Below are 19867 nucleotides of genomic sequence, written 5' to 3'. Positions count from 1 at the left end.
CACACCACAGGCCCGGCAGTCGCGCTGCCGGGCCTGTGGTGGAAACGTATCGTCGCCTACTGAGCGGGGCCCTCGATGGCCTCGGAGGTCAGCAGACCGGCGTTGATCTCGCGCAGCGCGATCGAGAGCGGCTTCTCGTGGACGTGGGTGTCCACCAGCGGGCCGACGTACTCAAGCAGGCCCTCACCGAGCTGCGAGTAGTACGCGTTGATCTGACGGGCACGCTTGGCCGCGTAGATCACCAGGCTGTACTTCGAGTCGGTTGCCTCAAGGAGCTCATCAATCGGAGGGTTGATGATGCCCTCGGGCGCGGTAATGGAAGAGGACACTCTCTGCCTTCCGATGGGGATCGAAGATGTGAGCCGGGTCGAGCGGGTCGGCAGGACGTCGAACGGATGACGTCATACGACTCGATCAAACAACTCGCATCAAGGCTAGCAGCTCGCGGGCCACGTCCTCGACCGAGGTGTTGACCAGGGTGGTGTCGAACTCCGCCTCGGCGGCCAGTTCGACCTTCGCGGCGGCGAGCCGGCGCTCGATGACCTCGGGTGCCTCGGTGCCCCGGCCGGTGAGCCGGCGGACCAGTTCGTCCCAGCTCGGCGGCGCGAGGAAGACGAGCTGCGCCTCGGGCATCGACTCGCGGACGAGCCGGGCGCCCTGGAGGTCGATCTCCAGGAGGACGGGCTCACCCGCTTCGAGACGTTCGAGCACGGCCGTGCGCGGGGTGCCGTAGCGGTTGCCCGCGAACTCGGCCCACTCCAGCAGTTCGCCGTTGGCGACGAGCTTGTCGAACTCCTCGTCGTCCACGAAGAAGTACTGCACGCCGTGGCGCTCGCCGGGGCGCGGCTTGCGGGTCGTCGCCGACACCGAGAGCCAGACCTCGGGGTGAACCTTGCGCATATGAGCGACGACCGTGCTCTTGCCGACCCCGGAGGGGCCGGAGAGCACGGTCAGCCGCGGACGTGCGTCCGGGGGTACGGGGGTGGTCCCCCGGGGTGTTGCTGCCATGCGGCGATTATTCCAGCTTCTCGGGTATGCCCGAGACGTCAGGCCCCGGAGCCGCCGAACTCGCGCTCAAGGGACGCGATCTGGTTGGAGCCGAGCCCCCGCACGCGGCGGCTCTCGGAGATCCCGAGCCGCTCCATGATCTGCTTGGCGCGGACCTTGCCCACGCCGGGCAGGGACTCAAGGAGGGCGGAGACCTTCATCTTCCCGATGACGTCGTTCTCCTGGCCCGACTTGATGACCTCGTGGAGCGAGGCGCCGGAGTGCTTGAGTCGATTCTTGACCTCGGCCCGCTCCCGGCGAGCCGCGGCGGCCTTTTCGAGCGCGGCTGCGCGCTGTTCAGGGGTAAGGGGCGGAAGAGCCACGCCTACGTCACCTCGGATGTCGAACTGTCGGATACGGACCGGTGAGGAACCTAATCGCCCCACACCAGGCGAGCAACGAACAACGCACTCGCGCACGTGCTCGTCTGCTCTCGTCGGAGACTAGCGGCCAAGGCCGCTCCAGTCAGCGAGAACAGACGAAAAGTCCTGGTCAGCCTCAGCCGACCAGGACTTTTCGGACAAAACACCCTGGTTTTGAGTAAGGAATTTGTCAACGTCGGCCGCGCGGGCGCCGCACGGCCTCCCGCGACCGGCCCTTTCCCCGTCGCGTACGCGGCGCACCGGCCGTCGTCGCATGTCGGCCGCGTGTCCGGAATGCGCGCCGCCCCAGTGCGACACATGTCACACCGGGGCGGTCGCGCGGCGATCACGCCCGCGGGACGGCGGCGCGGACCTCGTCGGCGTAGCGGATCGCGGCCTCGCGCAGGGCGCCGACGTCCGGACCGTGCCGCAGCACGCCGCGGCTGACGCTCGGGACCACGTTGCGCACGGCCGGACCGAACACGCCCGGCAGATCGGCCGGGGTGGCGCCCTGGGCACCGATGCCGGGGGCGAGCAGCGGGCCGTTGATGTCCAGGTCGACCCCGGCGTCGCCGAGGGTGGCGCCGACCACCGCGCCGACCGAGCCCAGGGGCGAGGCGCCCGCGTTCTCGGCCTTCATGTGGTCCAGCATCAGCTGGGCGAGCGGCCGGCCGTCGGCCGCGGTCGAGCGCTGGACCTCGGCTCCCTCCGGATTGGAGGTCAGGGCGAGCACGAAGACGCCCGAGCCGGACTCGGCCGCGAGGTCGAGCGCCGGGCGCAGCGAGCCGAAGCCCAGGTACGGCGAGACGGTGACCGCGTCCGAGAACAGCGGGGAGGCCGGGTCCAGGTAGGTGGCCGCGTAGGCCGCCATGGTCGAGCCGATGTCGCCGCGCTTGGCGTCCATCAGGACCAGCGCGCCGGCCGCGCGGGCCTCCTCGACCGCCTTCTCCAGGACGGCGACACCGCGCGAGCCGAACCGCTCGAAGAACGCCGACTGCGGCTTGAGGACGGCCACGCGGTCGGCGAGGGCCTCCACCGTGATGCGGGTGAAGCGCTCAAGGCCCGCGATGTCGTCGTTCAGGCCCCAGTCCGCGAGCAGGGAGGCGTGCGGGTCGATGCCCACGCACAGCGGCCCGCGGGTGTCCATCGCCTCGCGCAGTCGGGTACCGAAGGGGGTCATGCGGCGGCCTTCTTCCGGGTCTCGGCGCCGACGGCCTCGGCGAGCGTCGCGTACGGGGAGGTGGCGAGCCGGGCCGCGAGGCCCTTGTGGATCGCGCGGGCCCAGAAGGGGCCCTCGTAGATGAAGGCGCTGTAGCCCTGGACGAGGGTGGCGCCGGCCAGGATGCGCTGCCAGGCGTCCTCGGCGTTCTCGATGCCGCCGACCCCGATCAGGACGAGCCGGTCGCCGACGCGGGCGTACAGGCGGCCGAGCACGTCAAGGGAGCGCTCCTTGAGCGGGGCGCCGGACAGGCCGCCGGTCTCCTTGACGAGGCCGGCCGGGGACTTCAGGCCGAGCCCGTCGCGGGCGATCGTGGTGTTGGTGGCGATGATGCCGTCCAGACCGAGCTCGACGGCGAGGTCGGCGACCGCGTCGATGTCCGCGTCGGCGAGATCGGGAGCGATCTTGACGAGCAGCGGGACGCGGCGGCCGGTCACGCTGCGGTCGGCGGCCTCGCGCACGGCGGTGAGGAGCGGGCGCAGCGACTCGGTGGCCTGGAGGTTGCGCAGGCCGGGGGTGTTCGGCGAGGAGACGTTCACCACGAGGTAGTCGGCGTGCCGGGCCAGGCGCTCGGTCGACTTCACGTAGTCGGCGGCCGCCTCGGCCTCCGGGACCACCTTGGTCTTGCCGATGTTGACGCCGACCGTGGTGCGGAAGACGGCCTTGCGGGCCGCCAGGCGCTCGGCCACGGCCGCCGAGCCCTCGTTGTTGAAGCCCATGCGGTTGATGAGCGCGCGGTCCGGCACGAGGCGGAACAGCCGCTTCTTGGGGTTGCCGGGCTGGGGCTCGCCGGTGACCGTGCCGATCTCGATGTGGTCGAAGCCCAGCATGGACATGCCGTCGATCGCGACGGCGTTCTTGTCGAAGCCGGCCGCGAGGCCGAAGGGGCCGTGCATGCGCAGGCCGAGCGCCTCGGTGCGCAGCTCCTCGTAGCGGGGGGCCAGGACGGCGGCGACGAAGGTGCGCAGGACGGGGACGCGGGCCGCGAGGCGGATCCAGCGGAAGGCCAGGTAGTGGGCCTGCTCGGGGTCCATCCGCTTGAAGACGAGGTTGAAGAAGAGCTTGTACATGTTCGGTGTCCTCAGGGGCTCTTGGTGGGGGCTCATGAAGAGGGGTTCTCATGAAGAGGGGGACACCGTTTCCGGTGTCCCCCTGCTTCCCCGCCTGCTAGTCGCGGGCCGCGGTCAGGTGCTCCGCGTGTTCCTGGAGGGAACGCACCCCCACGTCACCGCGGTTGAGCGCGTCGATGCCCTGGACGGCGGCGGCGAGCGCCTGGACCGTGGTCAGGCAGGGCACGGAGCGGGCGACGGCCGCCGTGCGGATCTCGTAGCCGTCGAGCCGGCCGCCGGTGCCGTACGGCGTGTTGACGATGAGGTCGACCTCGCCGTCGTGGATCAGCTGGACGATCGTCTTCTCGCCGTTCGGGCCCTCGCCCTCGCTGAGCTTGCGCACCACGGTGGCGTTGATGCCGTTGCGGCGCAGCACCTCGGCGGTGCCGGAGGTGGCCATCAACTCGAAGCCGTGGGCGACCAGTTCACGCGCCGGGAAGATCATCGTGCGCTTGTCCCGGTTGGCGACCGAGATGAACGCGCGGCCCTTGGTCGGCAGCGGACCGTAGGCGCCCGCCTGCGACTTGGCGTACGCGGTGCCGAACACCGAGTCGATGCCCATGACTTCACCGGTGGAACGCATCTCCGGGCCGAGCACGGTGTCGACGCCGCGCCCGTGCACGTCGCGGAAGCGGCTCCACGGCATCACGGCCTCCTTGACGGAGATCGGCGCGTCCAGCGGCAGGGTGCCGCCGTCGCCCTCCTTGGGCAGCATGCCCTCGGCGCGCAGCTCGGCCACGGTGGCGCCCAGCGAGATGCGGGCGGCGGCCTTGGCGAGCGGCACCGCGGTCGCCTTCGAGGTGAAGGGGACGGTGCGCGAGGCACGCGGGTTGGCTTCGAGGACGTACAGGATGTCGCCCGCCATCGCGAACTGGATGTTGATCAGTCCGCGGACACCGACGCCCTTGGCGATGGCCTCGGTCGAGGCCCGCAGGCGCTTGATGTCGAAGCCGCCGAGGGTGATCGGGGGCAGCGCGCACGCCGAGTCGCCGGAGTGGATGCCGGCCTCCTCGATGTGCTCCATGACGCCGCCGAGGTAGAGCTCGGTGCCGTCGTAGAGGGCGTCCACGTCGATCTCGATCGCGTCGTCGAGGAAGCGGTCGACCAGGACCGGCCGGGTGGGGCTGATCTCGGTGGACTCGGCGATGTACGAGGCGAGCCGCTCCTCGTCGTACACGATCTCCATGCCGCGTCCGCCGAGCACGTACGACGGGCGTACGAGGACCGGGTAGCCGATCTCGTCGGCGATGGCCTTGGCACCCTCGAAGGTGGTGGCGGTGCCGTGCTTGGGCGCGGGCAGGCCGGCCTCGGCGAGCACCCGGCCGAAGGCGCCACGGTCCTCGGCGGCGTGGATGGCCTCGGGCGACGTGCCCACGACCGGGACGCCGTTGTCCTTGAGCGCCTGCGCGAGGCCGAGCGGGGTCTGCCCGCCGAGCTGGACGACGACGCCCGCGACCGGGCCCGCGAGGGTCTCGGCGTGCACGATCTCCAGGACGTCCTCAAGCGTGAGCGGCTCGAAGTAGAGGCGGTCGGAGGTGTCGTAGTCCGTCGAGACGGTCTCCGGGTTGCAGTTGACCATCACGGTCTCGTAGCCGGCGTCGCTCAGGGCGAAGGAGGCGTGGACGCAGGAGTAGTCGAACTCGATGCCCTGGCCGATGCGGTTGGGGCCCGAACCCAGGATGATCACCGCGGGCTTGGTGCGCGGCGCGACCTCGCTCTCCTCGTCGTAGGAGGAGTAGAAGTACGGGGTCTTGGCGGCGAACTCGGCGGCGCAGGTGTCGACCGTCTTGTAGACCGGGCGCACCCCGAGGGCGTGCCGGACCTCGCGGACGACGTCCTCGCGCAGGCCGCGGATGCCGGCGATCTGGGCGTCGGAGAAGCCGTGCCGCTTGGCCTCGGCGAGCAGCTCGGGGTGGAGCTTCTCGGCGGCGGCCAGCTCGTCGGCGATCTCCTTGATGAGGAAGAGCTGGTCGACGAACCAGGGGTCGATCTTCGTGGACTCGAAGACCTCTTCCTGGGTGGCGCCCGCGCGGATCGCGTACATGACGGTGTTGATGCGTCCGTCGGTCGGCCGCTTGGCCTCGTCGAGCAGGACGTCCTTGTCGCCGACCGGGCCGGTGAAGTCGAACTGCGAGCCCTTCTTCTCCAGGGAGCGCAGGGCCTTCTGGAGGGCCTCGGTGAAGTTCCGGCCGATCGCCATGGCCTCGCCCACCGACTTCATGGTGGTGGTGAGGGTGGAGTCGGCGGAGGGGAACTTCTCGAACGCGAAGCGCGGGGCCTTCACCACGACGTAGTCGAGGCTCGGCTCGAAGGAGGCCGGCGTCTTCTCGGTGATGTCGTTGGGGACCTCGTCGAGCGTGTAGCCGATGGCGAGCTTGGCCGCGATCTTGGCGATCGGGAAGCCGGTGGCCTTCGAGGCGAGCGCGGAGGACCGGGAGACGCGCGGGTTCATCTCGATGACGATGACGCGGCCGTCGTCGGGGTTGATCGCGAACTGGATGTTGCAGCCGCCGGTGTCGACGCCGACCTCGCGGATGATCGCGATGCCGATGTCGCGCAGCCGCTGGTACTCGCGGTCGGTCAGCGTCATCGACGGGGCGACGGTGATCGAGTCGCCGGTGTGCACGCCCATCGGGTCGAAGTTCTCGATGGAGCAGACGACCACGACGTTGTCGTTCTTGTCGCGCATCAGCTCCAGCTCGTACTCCTTCCAGCCGAGGATGGACTCCTCCAGGAGCACCTCGGTGGTCGGCGAGAGGGTGAGGCCCTGCCCGGCGATGCGGCGCAGCTCCTCCTCGTCGTGCGCGAAGCCGGAGCCGGCGCCGCCCATGGTGAAGGAGGGGCGCACGACGACGGGGTAGCCGCCGAGCTCGTCGACACCCCTGATGACGTCGTCCATGGAGTGGCAGATGACCGAGCGGGCGGACTCGCCGTAGCCGATCTTCGCCTTGACGGCCTCGACGACGCCCTTGAACAGGTCGCGGTCCTCGCCCTTGTTGATGGCCTCGACGTTGGCGCCGATCAGTTCGACGCCGTACTTCTCCAGGACACCCTGCTCGTGCATGGAGATCGCGGTGTTGAGCGCGGTCTGGCCACCGAGGGTGGGCAGGAGCGCGTCGGGGCGCTCCTTGGCGATGATCTTCTCGACGAACTCGGGGGTGATCGGCTCGACGTACGTGGCGTCGGCGATCTCCGGGTCGGTCATGATCGTGGCCGGGTTGGAGTTGACCAGGATCACCCGCAGGCCCTCGGCCTTGAGGATGCGGCAGGCCTGGGTGCCGGAGTAGTCGAACTCGGCGGCCTGGCCGATGACGATCGGGCCGGAGCCGATGACCAGAACGGACTGGATGTCGGTGCGCTTAGGCACGCTCGGCCTCCATCAGGGTTACGAAGCGGTCGAAGAGGTACGCGGCGTCGTGCGGGCCCGCGGCCGCCTCGGGGTGGTACTGGACGCTGAAGGCCGGCTGGTCGAGCAGCTGGAGACCTTCGACGACCTGGTCGTTCAGGCAGACGTGGGAGACCTCGGCGCGCCCGAAGGGCGTCTCGGAGACCTTGTCGAGCGGCGCGTCCACGGCGAAGCCGTGGTTGTGCGCGGTGACCTCGACCTTGCCGGTGGTGCGGTCCTGCACCGGCTGGTTGATGCCGCGGTGGCCGTACTTCAGCTTGTAGGTGCCGAAGCCGAGGGCACGGCCCAGGATCTGGTTGCCGAAGCAGATGCCGAACAGCGGGGTCTTGCGTTCGAGGACCGCCCGCATCACGGCGACGGGGCCGTCGGCGGTGGCCGGGTCGCCCGGGCCGTTGGAGAAGAACACGCCGTCGGGGCTGACGGCGTAGACGTCCTCGGCGGTGGCGGTCGCGGGCAGCACGTGCACCTCGATGCCGCGCTCGGCCATGCGGTGCGGGGTCATGCCCTTGATGCCGAGGTCCACGGCGGCGACGGTGAACCTCTTCTCACCGATCGCGGGGACGACGTAGGTCTCCTTGGTGGCGACCTCGGCGGAGAGGTCGGCGCCCTCCATCTGCGGGGCTTCCTTGACGCGGGCCAGCAGGGCCTCGTCGCGGACGCCCTGCCACGCCTCGCCGGAGAAGATGCCGACGCGCATGGCGCCGCGCTCGCGCAGGTGGCGGGTGAGGGCGCGGGTGTCGATGCCGGAGATCCCGACGACGCCCTGCTTGACCAGCTCGTCGTCCAGGGAGCGCCGCGAGCGCCAGTTGGAGGGGAGGCGGGCGGGGTCGCGTACGACGTATCCGGCCACCCAGATCCGTCCGGACTCCGGGTCCTCGTCGTTCACGCCGGTGTTGCCGACGTGCGGGGCGGTCATCACGACGACCTGTCGGTGGTACGACGGGTCGGTGAGGGTCTCCTGGTAGCCGGTCATGCCGGTGGAGAAGACGGCCTCGCCGAAGGTCTCCCCCACGGCCCCGTAGGCGCGGCCGCGGAAGATCCGGCCGTCCTCCAGGACGAGTACGGCGGGAGCCTTGGCGGCTCCCCGGGTGGAGGTGGTCATCGTGCGGCGCCTTCCGTCGAGGGGGTGGACCGTTCAGAGGTCTCGGTCATGGAGTTGATGGCTTCGACCCAGGCCGGGTGCTGCTCGGCCCGGTCGGAGCGGAAGCCCGAGTCGATGAGCTTGTCGCCGTGGTTCCAGGTGACGACGAGCAGTCCGCCCTCGGTGAGGACCTTGCCCGCGATGCCCTTGTCGAGCCGGGCCTCGCGCAGTTGCGCGGCCGGGACGAAGAAGTCGTTCGCGCCGGGGCGTACGACCTCAAGGCCCGCGTCCGTCAGGGTGAGCTCGGCCTTGCTGCGGACGCCCAGGCCGTGCGCCACGATGCGGTCGAGCCACTGCCCCGCGGTGGTGGAGCCGTGGTAGCGGCCGCTCAGCTTCAGTTTCGCCTCGCCGAGCGTCTCGGGCGCGGTGGGCAGATCCGGCAGGTCGGCCTGGAGGCGGCCGCGCCACTGCCAGCCCTGGCGCATCAGCCAGTAGACGAGCGCCACGAAGAGCGCGAGTCCGACGAGCCAGCCGATGCGTCCGCCCCAGTTGGTCACCTCGGCGGACTTCTCCTCGGCGGCCAGATTGATCAGTGATGCGTACGTCACGCCAGCTTCCCGTCCACGACCGTTGCCCGGCCCCGCAGGAAGGTGTGGGTGATGCGTCCGGGCAGCTCGCGGCCCTCGTACGGGGTGTTGCGGCTGCGGGACGCGAAGCCCGCGGGGTTCACCTCACCACGGTATGCCGGATCGAGCAGGGTCAGGTTGGCGGGTTCGCCTGCCGAGACGGGGCGGCCGTGGCCGGTGGCCTGCCCGATCTCGGCGGGCTTGTGGGCCATGCGGTCGGCGACGCCGGCCCAGTCGAGCAGGCCGGTCTCGACCATCGTGTGCTGGACGACGGAGAGCGCGGTCTCCAGGCCGACCATGCCCATGGCGGCCGCGGCCCACTCGCAGTCCTTGTCCTCGTGCGGGTGCGGGGCGTGGTCGGTGGCGACGATGTCGATCGTGCCGTCGGCGAGCGCCTCGCGCAGGGCCAGCACGTCGCGCTCGGTGCGCAGCGGCGGGTTGACCTTGTAGACCGGGTTGTAGGAGCGGACCAGCTCGTCGGTGAGGAGCAGGTGGTGCGGGGTGACCTCGGCGGTGACGTCGATGCCGCGCGACTTGGCCCAGCGGACGATCTCGACCGAGCCGGCCGTCGAGAGGTGGCAGATGTGCACGCGCGAGCCGACGTGCTCGGCGAGCAGCACATCGCGGGCGATGATCGACTCCTCGGCGACGGCGGGCCAGCCGCCGAGGCCGAGCTCCGCCGAGACGATGCCCTCGTTCATCTGGGCGCCCTCGGTCAGGCGGGGTTCCTGGGCGTGCTGGGCGACGACACCGCCGAAGGCCTTCACGTACTCCAGGGCGCGGCGCATGATCACGGCGTCGTCGACGCACTTGCCGTCGTCGGAGAAGACGGTGACGCCGGCGGCCGAGTCGTGCATGGCGCCGAGCTCGGCGAGCTGCTTGCCCTCCAGGCCCACGGTGACGGCGCCGATGGGCTGCACGTCGCAGTAGCCGGACTCCTTGCCGAGCCGCCACACCTGCTCGACGACGCCCGCGGTGTCGGCGACCGGGAAGGTGTTGGCCATGGCGAAGACCGAGGTGTAACCGCCGCGTGCGGCCGCCTGGGTGCCGGTGAGGACGGTCTCGGAGTCCTCGCGGCCGGGCTCGCGCAGGTGGGTGTGCAGGTCGACGAGGCCGGGCAGCAGGATCTGGCCCTCGGCGTCGACGACGGTCGCGTCCCCCGCGTCCAGGCCGGTGCCGACGGCGGCGATGGTCTCGCCGTCGATCAGGACGTCCTGGACGTCGCCGCCGAGGACCTTCGCACCACGGATCAGGATCTTGCTCATGGTTACTTGTTCTCCGAGTCGGTGGGACGGGCGTGACTGACGGCGGGCTCGTTGCCGCCGAGCAGCAGGTACAGGACCGCCATGCGGGTGTGCACGCCGTTGGCGACCTGCTCGACGACCGTGCAGCGGTCGGAGTCGGCGACCTCGGCGGTGATCTCCATGCCGCGCACCATCGGGCCGGGGTGCATCACGATGCCGTGCTCGGGCATCTTGGCCATGCGCTCGCCGTCGAGCCCGTAGCGCCGTGAGTACTCGCGCTCGGTCGGGAAGAAGGCGGCGTTCATGCGTTCGCGCTGCACCCGCAGCATCATCACCGCGTCGGACTTCGGCAGCACGGCGTCCAGGTCGTACGACACGTCGCAGGTCCAGTGCTCGACGCCGACCGGAAGCAGCGTCGGCGGGGCCACCAGGGTGACCTCGGCGCCGAGCGTGTGGAGGAGGTCCACATTGGAGCGGGCGACCCGGCTGTGCAGGACGTCGCCGACCAGGGTGATGCGCTGGCCGGCCAGGTCCTGGCCGAGCGCGTCCTTGCCGACCAGGCGCCGGCGCATGGTGAACGCGTCGAGCAGGGCCTGGGTGGGGTGCTGGTGGGTGCCGTCGCCGGCGTTGATGACCGGGGCGTCGATCCAGCCGGAGGTGGCGAGCCGGTAGGGGGCGCCGGAGGCGCTGTGCCGGATGACGACGGCGTCGACGCCCATCGCCTCCAGGGTCTGCGCGGTGTCCTTGAGGGACTCGCCCTTGGAGACCGAGGAGCCCTTGGCGGCGAAGTTGATGACATCGGCCGACAGGCGCTTCTCGGCGGCCTCGAAGGAGATCCGGGTGCGGGTGGAGTCCTCGAAGAACAGGTTGCAGATCGTCCGGCCGCGCAGGGCGGGGAGCTTCTTTATCGGCCGGTCGGAGACGCGGGCCATCTCCTCGGTGGTGTCGAGGATGAGCACGGCGTCGTCGCGGGTGAGGTCGGCGGCCGAGATGAGGTGACGCATCATCTGGGGGTTCTCCAGGTGTGGTGGAGGTTTTGGGCGTGCGGGCGCGCAGCAGCCGTCCGTACGGGTTGGTGCGGTCCGTACGGGGTGGTGGGAGCTACTGCTCGCCGGCCGGAGCGGTCTGCTTGACGCCGAGCAGCACGGCGTCGCGGCCGTCCTCCTCGGCGAGCTGGACCTTGACCGTCTCCCGCAGCGACGTGGGGAGGTTCTTGCCGACGTAGTCGGCGCGGATCGGGAGTTCGCGGTGGCCCCGGTCGACGAGGACCGCGAGCTGGACGGCGCGCGGGCGGCCGATGTCGCCGAGCGCGTCGAGGGCGGCGCGGATGGTGCGGCCGGAGAAGAGGACGTCGTCGACGAGGACGACCAGGCGGCCGTCGATGCCCCTACCGGGGATCTCGGTGCGGCCGAGCGCACGGGCCGGCTTCATCCGCAGGTCGTCGCGGTACATGGTGATGTCGAGGGAGCCGACCGGGGTCTTGCGCCCGGTGATGCCTTCGAGCTTCACGGCGAGCCGCTCGGCGAGGAAGACCCCGCGGGTCGGAATGCCGAGGAGCACCACGTCGTCGGCGCCCTTGGCGCGTTCGACGATCTCGTGGGCGATGCGGGTCAGGACGCGGGCGATGTCGGGGCCTTCGAGAACGGGCCGCGCCGCATCGGCGTGCGTCTGATCCTGCTGGTGGTGCGGGTGCTGCGTGTCCATATGAAACGGACCTCCTTCTCCGCCTCACGGGACGGACCTTAAAGGACGTCGGAATTGCGTCACCAACCGTACCAGGGGCCCGGAGCCGCCCGACACCGGGGCCATCACTCGAACGGGTGAGTCGGGCCGGGGAATCGCCGTGACCTGTACGGCCCGCCGCACGAGGAGCCTGTCACTCCTGCGGGGCGGGGGTGTGGACCATTCGGCTTGACGCGGCCAAGTAACGCTGCGTAACCTCACAGTGAGTTACAGCCGCGCGGCGGAGCCGCACGTTGTCACAGCGTCCGGGGAGCTATATGTCCAGCGAATACGCAAAACAGCTCGGGGCCAAGCTCCGCGCCATCCGCACCCAGCAGGGCCTCTCCCTCCATGGCGTGGAGGAGAAGTCCCAGGGCCGCTGGAAGGCCGTCGTGGTCGGCTCGTACGAGCGCGGCGACCGCGCCGTGACCGTACAGCGCCTTGCCGAGCTGGCGGACTTCTACGGCGTTCCGGTGCAGGAGCTGCTGCCGGGCACCACGCCGGGTGGGGCCGCCGAGCCGCCGCCGAAGCTGGTCCTCGACCTTGAGCGCCTCGCACACGTGCCGCCGGAGAAGGCGGGCCCGTTGCAGCGTTACGCGGCGACCATCCAGTCGCAGCGCGGCGATTACAACGGCAAGGTCCTTTCGATCCGCCAGGACGATCTGCGCACGCTTGCCGTCATTTACGACCAGTCCCCCTCAGTGCTGACCGAGCAGCTGATCAGCTGGGGTGTCCTGGACGCGGACGCCCGCCGTGCGGTCGCCCACGAAGAGGGCTGACACCCCTTCAGCAGAAACGTGCCGTCGGGCCCGTCGGGAGCATCCGCTCCGGCGGGCCCGACGGCGTTCTCGGGTGGATCGCCGTTCTCGGGTGGATCGCCGTTCTCGGGTGGATCGCCGTTCTCGGGTGGATCGCCGTTCTCGGGTGGATCGCCGTTCTCGGGTGGGTCGGTGTTTTCGGGTGCGGGCTCCCGAGTACGCCGAAGGGCCCGCGGCACGGATCGTGCTGCGGGCCCTTCGTGGGCCTTGGCCTCCGCCGGGTGCTAGTCCCGGCGCAGGCTCGGCTTGAGGTCCTTGAAACGGGCGAGCAGGCCGTTCACGAAGGCCGGGGAGTCGTCCGTGGAGAACTCCTTGGCCAGCTGCACGGCCTCGTCGATGACGACCGCGTCGGGCGTCTCGTCCTCCCAGACCAGCTCGTACGCGCCGAGGCGCAGGATGTTCCGGTCGACGACCGGCATCCGGTCGAGCGTCCAGCCCACCGCGTACTGGGAGATCAGGTCGTCGATGCGGTCCACATGGCCCGCGTAGCCCTCGACGAGCTGCATCGTGTACTCGGCGACCGGCGGCTGACGGTCGTCGGACCGCGAGTGCCGCACCCAGTCCGCGAGGACCGTCTGCACGGACTCGCCGCGCTGGTCGGCCTCGAAGAGGATCTGGAAGGCGCGCTTGCGGGCCTTGTTCCGGGCAGCCACGGTTAGCTGTTCACCCGGCCGAGGTAGTCGCCGGTGCGGGTGTCGACCTTGATCTTCTCACCGGTGGTGATGAAGAGCGGGACGCCGATCTCGTAACCGGTCTCCAGGCGGGCCGGCTTGGTGCCGCCGGTGGAGCGGTCGCCCTGGACGCCCGGGTCGGTGTGCTCGATGGTCAGCTCGACGGCGGCGGGGAGCTCGACGTAGAGCACCTCGCCCTCGTGCTGGGCGACCGAGGCGGTGAAGCCCTCGATGAGGAAGTTGGCGGCGTCGCCGACGGACTTGCGGTCGACCATGAGCTGGTCGTAGGTGGCCATGTCCATGAAGACGAAGTACTCGCCGTCCATGTACGAGAACTGCATGTCTCGGCGGTCGATGGTGGCCGTCTCGACCTTCACACCGGCGTTGAAGGTCTTGTCGACCACCTTGCCGGAGAGCACGTTCTTGAGCTTGGTGCGCACGAAGGCCGGGCCCTTGCCGGGCTTGACGTGCTGGAACTCGACGACGGACCAGAGCTGGCCTCCGTCGAGCTTGAGCACCAGGCCGTTCTTGAGGTCGTTCGTGGAAGCCACGGTTGCGGAATCTCCTGGACTGAAAGCTGGTGGACGACCGAGGGTACGTACACGGGGCACGTACGCGTGCTAGAGCGCTAGCAGCTCCTTGGTCGTGATGGTGAGTAGCTCGGGGCCGCCGTCCGCCTCGGGGCGTACGACGAGCGTGTCATCGATCCGGACGCCGCCCCGGCCCGGGAGGTGGACCCCCGGTTCGACGGTGACCGGCACGCAAGTGTCCAGTTTACCCATGGCTCCAGGTGCGAGCTGCGGCTCCTCGTCGATTTCGATCCCGACACCGTGTCCGGTGAGTGGTCCGACGGCCTCCGCGTGGCCCGCGGCGTCCAGTACCTGACGGGCCGCGCGGTCCACCGCGCGGTACTCGGCGCCCGGTACGAGGGCCTCCCGGCCGGCCCGCTGGGCTGCGAAAACAGCGTCGTACAGCTCGATCTGCCAGTCCGCGGGGGTGGTGCCGATCACGAAGGTACGGCCGATCTCGCAGCGGTATCCGCGGTAGGTCGCGCCCAGGCAGACCGAGAGGAAGTCGCCCTCCTCGACCCGGCGGTCGGCCGGACGGTGGCCCGCCCGCCCGGAGTTGGGGCCGGTGCCGACCGAGGTCATGAAGGCGGGCCCGTCGGCGCCGTGGTCGACCAGCCGGCGTTCCAGCTCCAGGGCCAGGTGCCGTTCGGTACGGCCCACCAGGATCGACTCCAGGAGTTCGCCCAGGGCCTGGTCGGCGATCTCGGCGGCGATGCGCAGACAGGCGATCTCGTCCTCGTCCTTGACCAGGCGTCGCTGCTCGACGGCGCCGCCCAGATCGCTCAGGAGCAGCCCGGGGGCCACCGAGCCGATCGCGCGGTGGCGGGCCACGGAGAGGTGGTGCTCCTCCACGGCCAGCGAGTCCGCGCCGCTGGCGAGTGCGAGGTCGGCGGCCGCGACGGCGGGGTCGCCACCGGGGGCGGGCAGCACGGTCAGCCGCAGCTGCTCGTCCAGCTGCCCCTCGATGAGGTCGCCGGAGGGTGTCCGCGGGCACAGCAGGACGTCCTCCGCGGGGCCGAGCAGCAGGACCGCGCCCGGCGGGGCGCCGCCGGAGAGATAGCGGACATTGGCCGGGCGGGAGACCAGGGCGGCCGCGCTGCCTGCGGCCGCACAGCGGTCCCGCAGCCAGCCGCGGCGTACCGCGAACACCTCTGACATGCCCCGAGCGTATGAGCGGGGGGGCGGGTCGGCTGTTTCAGCGCGTCCGACCGGGGGCCGCCCCGGTGGTCGGTCCGTCCTTGTCCTCAGTCGCCGGACGGGCTCGGGGGGCGCTTCCCGGGCTGGTCGCCCAGTTGCCCCGCATGTCGTCCTCAAACGCCGGACGGGCTCAAGGTTCTGCTCCCCGAGTTCCCCGGCTGCCGGCCGGCCCGGGCTGATCGCGCAGTTCCCCGCGCCCCTGGCGGGGCCCGACCCACCCCCGCAAATCCCGGACCGGCTCAACGGGCAGCTCCCCGAGTTCCTCGGCTGCGGGCCGTCCCGGGCTGGTCGCGCAGTTCCCCGCGCCCCTCGCGGGGCCCGACCCACCCCCGCGAATCCCGGACCGGCTCAACGAGCTGCTCCCCGAGTTCCCCGGCCGCCGGCCGGCCCGGGCTGGTCGCGCAGTTCTCCGTGCGGCGGGCGGCGCGTTACCAGTTCGGGGGGCTGGCGATCGTGCGGGCCAGGACGTCGTCCAGGAGGCGGGCCGTGGTGGGGACGTCGTACTGGGAGTTGTCGATGATCGGGAGGCCCGAGCCGTACCAGCCGGCCATGCGGCCGTGGATGCCCGCGACCTCCTCGTCCGAAAGCCGCCGGTTGCCGCTGCGCTCCGCGTTGCGCTCCAGGACGACCTCCAGGCCCGGCAGGAGCACGACCGGCAGCAGGCCGGGGCCCACGTGCCGTTTCCAGCCGCCGAGGCCGACGACCGGCCGGTCGGGGAAGACCGCGTCGTCGAGGATGCAGGAGATCCCGTTGGCCAGGAAGTTGCGCGCGGCGAAGCCGCAGGTGCGGCGGGCCAGGCGGTACTGGGCCTCGGAGTGGTCGTTCCAGCCCGACTGGGGGTCGGCGAATCCCGAGCACACCCATTCGCGTACGTCGTCGAGGCTGATGTGCGCGGTCGGCACCCGGCGGTGCTGTGCCCAGTACCGGGCCACGGTCGTCTTGCCGGCGCCGGCGGGGCCGATGAGGAGCACCGCGAGCGTGGTGGCGCCGGTCCCCTCGGGGGCCTGCGGCAGCGGTACCGGGCCGCCGGGCGGCAGCGCGACATGGCCGGTGGTGTCCCGGGACGGTGGCCGGGCCGAGGCGTGCTGGGGCGCCGGCCCTTGCCAGCCCTGGGCGGGCGGCTGTTGGGCGCCGGGGTGGTGCGGGGCCCTGGCGGGGGGCGTCGGCGGGTGGGCCGGCAACGGGCCGGCCACGGGACCCGGCTGGAACGGCGGGGTGCCCGGCGCGCTCGGCCTGAGCGGAGCCGTGCCCTCGGACTCGATGCCCGGGGCCCAGTCGTGCGCGGGCTGCCCCGGGGCGTGGGGCGGCGGCGGTGGAGCCCCCCCTGCGTGCTGCATCCGGTGCCACTCCGTCTCGTACAGGCAACTGGCGCTGGTCGGGCGCCCGTCGGTGTGGGCGGCCCGGTGCAGAACCGTACCTCCCCCGGCCGTCACAGTGTGAACGGCCGGGGGGCGGCAACAGTGCCCGTCAGCCGAGTTGGTCGGCCAGTTCGTCGGCGAGCGCGCGCAGCGCGAGCCGGTAGGAGCCGATGCCGAAGCCCGCGACGGTGCCGGTGGCGACGGGTCCGATCACCGAGGTGTGGCGGAATTCCTCACGGGCGTACGGGTTCGAGATGTGCACCTCGATGAGCGGCGCGGTGCGCTGGGCCGCCGCGTCGCGCATTCCGTACGAATAGTGGGTGAAGGCGCCCGGGTTGATGACGACCGGAATTCGACCGTCCGCCGCCTCGTGGAGCCAGCGGATGAGCTCGCCCTCGTCGTTGGTCTCGCGCACCGAGACCTCGAAGCCGAGCTCCTTGCCGAGCCCTTCGCAGACCTCCACGAGGCCCGCGTAGGAGGTGGCGCCGTACACGTCGGGCTCGCGGGAGCCCAGCCGGCCCAGGTTGGGCCCGTTCAGGACGAACACCCGCCGCGTCACGCGGAGACCTCCCCGAAGGCGGCGAGCAGCACCGCCGGGTCCGGGCCCTCCAGGACGGTCGGCTTGGCGAGGCCGTCCAGGACGATGAAGCGCAGGAGGTTGCCGCGGGACTTCTTGTCCAGCTTCATGTTCTCCAGGAGCTTGGGCCACTGGTCGCCCCGGTAGGTGAGCGGCAGACCCACGGACTCCAGGATCGCCCGGTGCCGGTCGGCGGTCGCGTCGTCCAACCGCCCTGCCAGACGGCCGAGTTCGGCCGCGAAGACCATGCCGACGGAGACGGCCGCGCCGTGCCGCCACTTGTAGCGCTCGTTCTTCTCGATGGCGTGCGCCAGGGTGTGGCCGTAGTTGAGGATCTCGCGCAGACCCGATTCCTTCAGGTCGTTGGAGACCACCTCGGCCTTGACCCGGATGGAGCGCTCGATGAGCTCGGCGGTGTGCGGGCCCTCGGGGGTGCGGGCGCCGGCCGGGTCGGACTCGATCAGGTCGAGGATGGCCGGGTCCGCGATGAAGCCGGTCTTGATGACCTCGGCCATGCCCGACACGTAGTCGTTCACCGGCAGCGAGTCGAGCGCGGCCAGGTCGCACAGGACGCCGACGGGCGGGTGGAAGGAGCCCACCAGGTTCTTGCCCTCGGCGGTGTTGATGCCGGTCTTGCCGCCGACGGCCGCGTCCACCATGCCGAGCACGGTGGTCGGCACCGAGATCCAGCGCACCCCGCGCAGCCAGGTGGCCGCGACGAAGCCCGCGAGGTCGGTGGTGGCGCCGCCGCCCACGCCGATGACGACGTCGGTGCGGGTGAAGCCGGACTGGCCGAGCGCCTTCCAGCAGTAGGCGGCGACCTCGGCGGTCTTGGCCTCCTCGGCGTTGGGCACCTGGATGGCGATGGCCTCGTAGCCCTCGGCGGCGAGGTCCAGACGGACCGCGTCCCCGGTACCGGCCAGGGCCTCCGGGTGGATGATCGCGATCCGCTTCGCCCCGTCACCGACGAGCCCGGGCAGCTCGCCCAGCAGGTTGCGGCCGACGAGCACTTCGTACGGGTCAGTGCCGGCGGTGCCGCCGACCTGGATCCGGGTGGGTGCCTGCTCCGTCATGCGTCCTTCAACTCCAGTGCGTCGAGGACCGCCTGCGCGACCTCTTCGGGGGTGCGCTCGTCGGTTGCGACGACCGCACGGGCGACTTCGGTGTACAGATGGCGGCGCGCCTCCATCAGCTCGCGCCACTGCCGGCGCGGGTTGACGGCGAGCAGCGGCCGGGCCGTGTTCAGGCCGACGCGCTTGACCGCCTCGTCGACGTCCATCGAGAGATAGACGACGGGGTGCGCCGCGAGCAGCGCGCGGGTGTCGTCGTCGAGGACGGCACCGCCGCCGAGCGCGAGCACACCCGGGTGCTCGGCGAGCGCGGCGCGTACCGCGGCCCGCTCCAGGGCGCGGAAGTGCGGCTCGCCGTCCTCGATGAAGATGTCCGAGATGGGCCGGCCCTCGGCGGCGACGATGTCGGCGTCGGTGTCCCGGTAGGACGTACCGAGCCGCTCGGCGATCAGCACGCCCACGGTGGACTTGCCGGAGCCCATCGGCCCGACCAGGACGACCAGGGGTCCGGCGCTCACCGGATCTGGAGGTTGTCGAGGAAGGAGGTGACGTTGCGGCGGGTCTCGGGCACGCTGTCGCCGCCGAACTTCTCGGCGACCGCGTCCGCGAGGACGAGCGCGACCATGGCCTCGGCGACGATGCCCGCGGCCGGCACGGCGCACACGTCGGAACGCTGGTGGTGGGCCTTGGCGGCCTCGCCGGTGGCGACGTCGATGGTGGCGAGCGCGCGCGGCACGGTCGCGATGGGCTTCATCGCGGCCCGCACCCGCAGCAGTTCACCGGTGGTCAGGCCGCCCTCGGTGCCGCCGGAGCGGCCGGAGGTGCGCTTGACGCCGTCGGCGGTGTTGACGATCTCGTCGTGCGCCTGCGAGCCGGGCACCCGGGCCAGGTCGAACCCGTCGCCGACCTCGACGCCCTTGATCGCCTGGATGCCCATGAGGGCGGCGGCGAGCCGCGCGTCCAGACGGCGGTCCCAGTGCACGTGCGAACCGAGGCCGACGGGCACGCCGTAGGCGAGCACCTCGACGACGCCGCCCAGGGTGTCGCCGTCCTTGTGGGCCTGGTCGATCTCGGCGACCATCGCCTTCGACGCGTCCGCGTCCAGGCAGCGCACCGGGTCCGCGTCCAGCTTCTCGACATCGGCGGGGGTCGGCAGCACACCGTAGGGGGCCTTGGCCGCGGCCAGCTCCACCACGTGGCTGACGATCTCGATGCCGGCCGTCTCCTTCAGGTAGGAGCGGGCCACCGCGCCGAGCGCGACCCGGGCCGCGGTCTCGCGGGCGCTGGCGCGCTCCAGGATCGGCCGGGCCTCGTCGAAGCCGTACTTCTGCATCCCCGCGAGGTCGGCGTGACCGGGGCGCGGGCGGGTCAGCGGGGCGTTGCGGGCCAGCTCCGCGAGGATCTCGGGGTCGACCGGGTCGGCCGACATGACCTGCTCCCACTTGGGCCACTCGGTGTTGCCCACCATGATCGCGATCGGCGAACCCATGGACAGACCGTGCCGCACACCGCCGAGGAAGGTGACCTCGTCACGCTCGAACTTCATGCGGGCGCCGCGTCCATAGCCGAGCCGCCGCCGGGCCAGGTGATCGGCCACCATGTCCGTGGTGATCGGTACGCCGGCGGGAAGGCCCTCCAGCGTCGCGACAAGGGCGGGTCCGTGGGATTCCCCAGCGGTCAGCCAACGCAGCCTGCTCAACGGTGCTCCTCGTTGCTCGCGCGTCCTGGTACTCCTACGACTGGCGCGTCCAGGATGCGCGGCCCTGGCCCGCCACCCCTGATCCTCCCACG

20 protein-coding genes are annotated in these 19867 nt (G+C 71.2%); 1 reads left to right on the top strand and 19 read right to left on the bottom strand.

Translation table 11 applies throughout. The features are described from left to right. Positions 1-56 precede the first annotated feature (56 nt). The 11 genes from rpoZ to pyrR all read right to left on the bottom strand — a co-directional run bounded on the left by rpoZ (position 57) and on the right by pyrR (position 11798). Positions 57-329, bottom strand: coding sequence for a DNA-directed RNA polymerase subunit omega (gene rpoZ, locus ACFYNP_RS24215; RefSeq protein ID WP_005319902.1), 273 nt, complete (start codon positions 327-329; stop codon positions 57-59). Between the two features lie 85 nt (positions 330-414). Further along, positions 415-1008, bottom strand: a complete 594-nt coding sequence (gene gmk / locus ACFYNP_RS24210) for a guanylate kinase (RefSeq protein WP_100577303.1) — start codon at positions 1006-1008, stop codon at positions 415-417. A 38-nt stretch (positions 1009-1046) separates the two neighbouring features. Beyond that, on the bottom strand, positions 1047-1370 hold the full coding sequence (locus ACFYNP_RS24205; protein ID WP_053724505.1) for an integration host factor: 324 nt from the start codon (positions 1368-1370) through the stop codon (positions 1047-1049). A gap of 385 nt (positions 1371-1755) precedes the next feature. Continuing rightward, positions 1756-2589, bottom strand: a complete 834-nt coding sequence (pyrF, locus tag ACFYNP_RS24200; RefSeq protein ID WP_388411663.1) for an orotidine-5'-phosphate decarboxylase — start codon at positions 2587-2589, stop codon at positions 1756-1758. After that, a complete protein-coding gene (locus ACFYNP_RS24195; RefSeq protein ID WP_388787989.1) occupies positions 2586-3698 on the bottom strand; it encodes a quinone-dependent dihydroorotate dehydrogenase in 1113 nt (370 codons plus the stop codon). The genes pyrF and ACFYNP_RS24195 overlap by 4 nt, the downstream gene beginning before the upstream one ends. 97 nt (positions 3699-3795) lie before the next feature. Next, a complete protein-coding gene (gene carB, locus ACFYNP_RS24190) occupies positions 3796-7104 on the bottom strand; it encodes a carbamoyl-phosphate synthase large subunit (RefSeq protein ID WP_388411658.1) in 3309 nt (1102 codons plus the stop codon). Then, complete coding sequence (carA, locus tag ACFYNP_RS24185; protein ID WP_388787986.1) at positions 7097-8245, bottom strand: glutamine-hydrolyzing carbamoyl-phosphate synthase small subunit; 1149 nt, start codon at positions 8243-8245, stop codon at positions 7097-7099. Before carA ends, carB begins: the two co-directional genes overlap by 8 nt. Next, the gene (locus ACFYNP_RS24180; RefSeq protein WP_388411653.1) at positions 8242-8832 is read right to left on the bottom strand and encodes a hypothetical protein; all 591 of its coding nucleotides are present in this window, start codon (positions 8830-8832) and stop codon (positions 8242-8244) included. Before ACFYNP_RS24180 ends, carA begins: the two co-directional genes overlap by 4 nt. After that, on the bottom strand, positions 8829-10115 hold the full coding sequence (locus tag ACFYNP_RS24175; protein ID WP_388787983.1) for a dihydroorotase: 1287 nt from the start codon (positions 10113-10115) through the stop codon (positions 8829-8831). Before ACFYNP_RS24175 ends, ACFYNP_RS24180 begins: the two co-directional genes overlap by 4 nt. Before the next feature lie 2 nt (positions 10116-10117). Continuing rightward, positions 10118-11101, bottom strand: coding sequence for an aspartate carbamoyltransferase catalytic subunit (locus tag ACFYNP_RS24170; protein ID WP_388411648.1), 984 nt, complete (start codon positions 11099-11101; stop codon positions 10118-10120). A 94-nt stretch (positions 11102-11195) separates the two neighbouring features. Next, positions 11196-11798, bottom strand: a complete 603-nt coding sequence (gene pyrR, locus ACFYNP_RS24165) for a bifunctional pyr operon transcriptional regulator/uracil phosphoribosyltransferase PyrR (RefSeq protein WP_388787981.1) — start codon at positions 11796-11798, stop codon at positions 11196-11198. Positions 11799-12094: 296 nt separating this feature from the next. Between pyrR and bldD the strand changes: the two genes are divergently transcribed. Beyond that, positions 12095-12595, top strand: coding sequence for a transcriptional regulator BldD (gene bldD, locus ACFYNP_RS24160; RefSeq protein WP_014044812.1), 501 nt, complete (start codon positions 12095-12097; stop codon positions 12593-12595). 263 nt (positions 12596-12858) lie between these two features. Here the strand turns inward: bldD and nusB are convergent, their stop codons facing one another. From nusB to aroC, 8 genes are all read right to left on the bottom strand, one after another. Further along, on the bottom strand, positions 12859-13287 hold the full coding sequence (nusB, locus tag ACFYNP_RS24155) for a transcription antitermination factor NusB (RefSeq protein WP_100577294.1): 429 nt from the start codon (positions 13285-13287) through the stop codon (positions 12859-12861). A gap of 2 nt (positions 13288-13289) precedes the next feature. Beyond that, positions 13290-13856 (bottom strand): elongation factor P, encoded by a 567-nt coding sequence (gene efp / locus ACFYNP_RS24150; protein WP_388411642.1) that lies wholly within the window; start codon positions 13854-13856, stop codon positions 13290-13292. A gap of 69 nt (positions 13857-13925) precedes the next feature. Continuing rightward, complete coding sequence (locus ACFYNP_RS24145; protein ID WP_388787978.1) at positions 13926-15032, bottom strand: M24 family metallopeptidase; 1107 nt, start codon at positions 15030-15032, stop codon at positions 13926-13928. Positions 15033-15499: 467 nt separating this feature from the next. Further along, a complete protein-coding gene (locus tag ACFYNP_RS24140; protein WP_388411636.1) occupies positions 15500-16408 on the bottom strand; it encodes a Pro-rich N-terminal domain-containing protein in 909 nt (302 codons plus the stop codon). A gap of 130 nt (positions 16409-16538) precedes the next feature. Continuing rightward, positions 16539-16988, bottom strand: coding sequence for a type II 3-dehydroquinate dehydratase (gene aroQ, locus ACFYNP_RS24135; protein ID WP_100577290.1), 450 nt, complete (start codon positions 16986-16988; stop codon positions 16539-16541). Then, entirely contained in the window at positions 16985-18079 is a 1095-nt protein-coding gene (aroB, locus tag ACFYNP_RS24130) for a 3-dehydroquinate synthase (RefSeq protein ID WP_388787975.1), read from the bottom strand. Before aroB ends, aroQ begins: the two co-directional genes overlap by 4 nt. Further along, complete coding sequence (locus ACFYNP_RS24125; RefSeq protein ID WP_388788072.1) at positions 18076-18558, bottom strand: shikimate kinase; 483 nt, start codon at positions 18556-18558, stop codon at positions 18076-18078. Before ACFYNP_RS24125 ends, aroB begins: the two co-directional genes overlap by 4 nt. 32 nt (positions 18559-18590) lie before the next feature. Beyond that, on the bottom strand, positions 18591-19775 hold the full coding sequence (gene aroC / locus ACFYNP_RS24120; protein WP_388411630.1) for a chorismate synthase: 1185 nt from the start codon (positions 19773-19775) through the stop codon (positions 18591-18593). Positions 19776-19867 lie beyond the last annotated feature (92 nt).

It is taken from the genome of Streptomyces sp. NPDC006691 (assembly GCF_042869955.1).
GTDB lineage: Bacteria > Actinomycetota > Actinomycetes > Streptomycetales > Streptomycetaceae > Streptomyces.
This window is presented reverse-complemented; position numbering and strand designations above follow the sequence as displayed.